This is a genomic window from Vibrio sp. V19_P1S1T109, from assembly GCF_002241375.1.
Lineage (GTDB): Bacteria > Pseudomonadota > Gammaproteobacteria > Enterobacterales > Vibrionaceae > Vibrio > Vibrio anguillarum.
The window spans coordinates 1-2,149 of record NZ_NDIM01000119.1; the positions used below are offsets into that span (position 1 = coordinate 1).

The 2,149-nt window shown below is 34.0% G+C and carries 1 protein-coding gene; it reads left to right on the forward strand.

Translation table 11 applies throughout. The features are described from left to right. Window positions 1–114 precede the first annotated feature (114 nt). On the forward strand, window positions 115–2,149 hold a 2,035-nt coding region (locus B9J87_RS05670; protein ID WP_141201543.1), incomplete at its 3' end, for a transporter substrate-binding domain-containing protein.

Here is a 2,149-nt window from a genome sequence, read left to right on the forward strand (position 1 = left end):
GCATTAACATGTTGATAAATATGTATTTTAATCCATTTTGTTCTGATGCCCTATTCTTGGCAATGAGGAGCAGGATCGTTAAACTAGTTGGATATTGGAATCAATATCACGAGAATGAATTTGTTACGTATCTACTTGCTGTTAATTTTAGCAATTAACTTACTTTTTAATACTGTTTATGCCGCCGATTATTTATCAGATTCGGAACGTACCTATTTAAAAACAAAAAAAGTCATTGTAATGGGTGTATTGTCTGAACCTTGGCTACCTTATTGGGGCGGCATTGAGAATACAATCGGTATTCAACATGATTATGCGGTAGGAATAGGAAAAGAGCTTGATGTCAAAATTGAATATCGTAGCTATCAATCGATAACTGATCTTGTTGCTGCTGTGCATGGTGGTGATGTGGATTTTGCTATTGGTTTTAGCAAAACAAAAGAGAGAGAAAAAAACATTTTATTCAGTTTGCCACTCTATAATAACCTACGAGTGATTTGGCTAAGGGACAAAAAATTAAATCAGCAAGATATGAATCATTTGAAATGGGTTTGCGTACAAGGTTCATCTTATTGTGAAACATTAGAGCAGAGCCATTACCCACACATATTACTAGCACAAAGTTTCTTAGAATCAGCAGAAATGATGAAGCAAGGTTTAGCCGATGCAACGATAACCAACTATATATCACTCAATCATTATATCAGCCCTAATTCTGGATATGACGGTGAGATTATTGCAGATGGCCGATTAGGTGTCGAAATAAATAGAATCATTTTGCCGATGAAAAAGAATGAATTAAAAAACATTTTCGATAAACTCATTCTTGCTGAAGCAACAGGAAATACAGCTAATAAGATAGACTCGACTAATATTTATTTTTTGAATAATAAAGACAGCCTAAAATTACTAAGTCAAGAAAATAGCAATCAAATTGTCAGATACACCATAGAAGAAGATATATATCCACTCTCTTATTGTGATGAGGGTGATAATCAGGTGAAGGGATATGTCCATGATTTACTCAAGCTCATTGAGTCAAAAAGCTTTCTTAAATTTCAGTATGTGCCGGCCAATGGTAGAGATATTAGACAGATGCTTATCGATAATGAAGTCGATTTATTGCCTTCATTAAATGTCGATGACATCGATAATCGTGATTTTATAGCGACTCCACCTTACACTAATTTGCAATTTGGTTATGTGGTCACCAAAAAGCCTTTTCAACAGAAAAAATTAGCGATATTAGATCGTACTGGTTACTTATATAGCCACTTAAAAATCTATGAAGATAATAAAAAAGTTAAAGTTTATAGAGATCTTAAAAAGGTTATTCTAGATTTAAAATCAGGTAAGATAACTCATGCCTTAATGAATCAAGATATTATAAATCAGCAAATGGCATATCTTGGTGATAAATTCTTGATACTTCCCGCAATAGATAATGAAGGTTACTCTATTAATATCGGTATGGTCTTTCGAAAGGACGAGTCGATATTGTCTGAAATGCTCAGCCGATCTTTAACTATGGTAACTGAATCTGAGATTAATGCACTAAAATCACTCCATAAGAAAGTGAATGTGAATTATGGTTATGATAAGCAGCAAGTTATAATCTATTCTTTGATTGCAATGTGTATTTTTTTGTTTTTATTATTATTTGGAATAATTATATTTTACAAGTTAAAAAGTTCCTTAAAATACAGTCAAATCAGTTCAAAACTTTCAGAAGTTCAAGTGCAATGGCTGACAGATTTGCTCGATAAAATACCCAGTATGATCTTCATTTCAGATGTGAATGGGAAAGTAGTGTTATCTAACCGTTCATACAAGCAATGTAGCAAGGCTTCTCTAATTAGTGATGATGTGAATTGCCTCATATGTACTGGCATCGGATCTGTCGATCTGTCGAATAAACACTATCAGATTGATGAGAAATATTATGTCATTAATCATGAATCGATTGCGCATCCCAAGAGTGGGGATACTCATTACTTGACCGTTTGCAGTGATATCACAGAACTCAAGCTCTCAGAATTGGCATTACGTGATTCTAATAATAAGGCACTAGAAGCTGTAGATGCGAGGAATCATTTTTTAGCTGTAATGAGTCATGAGCTTAGAACGCCAATTGCGGCCATGCTAGGGT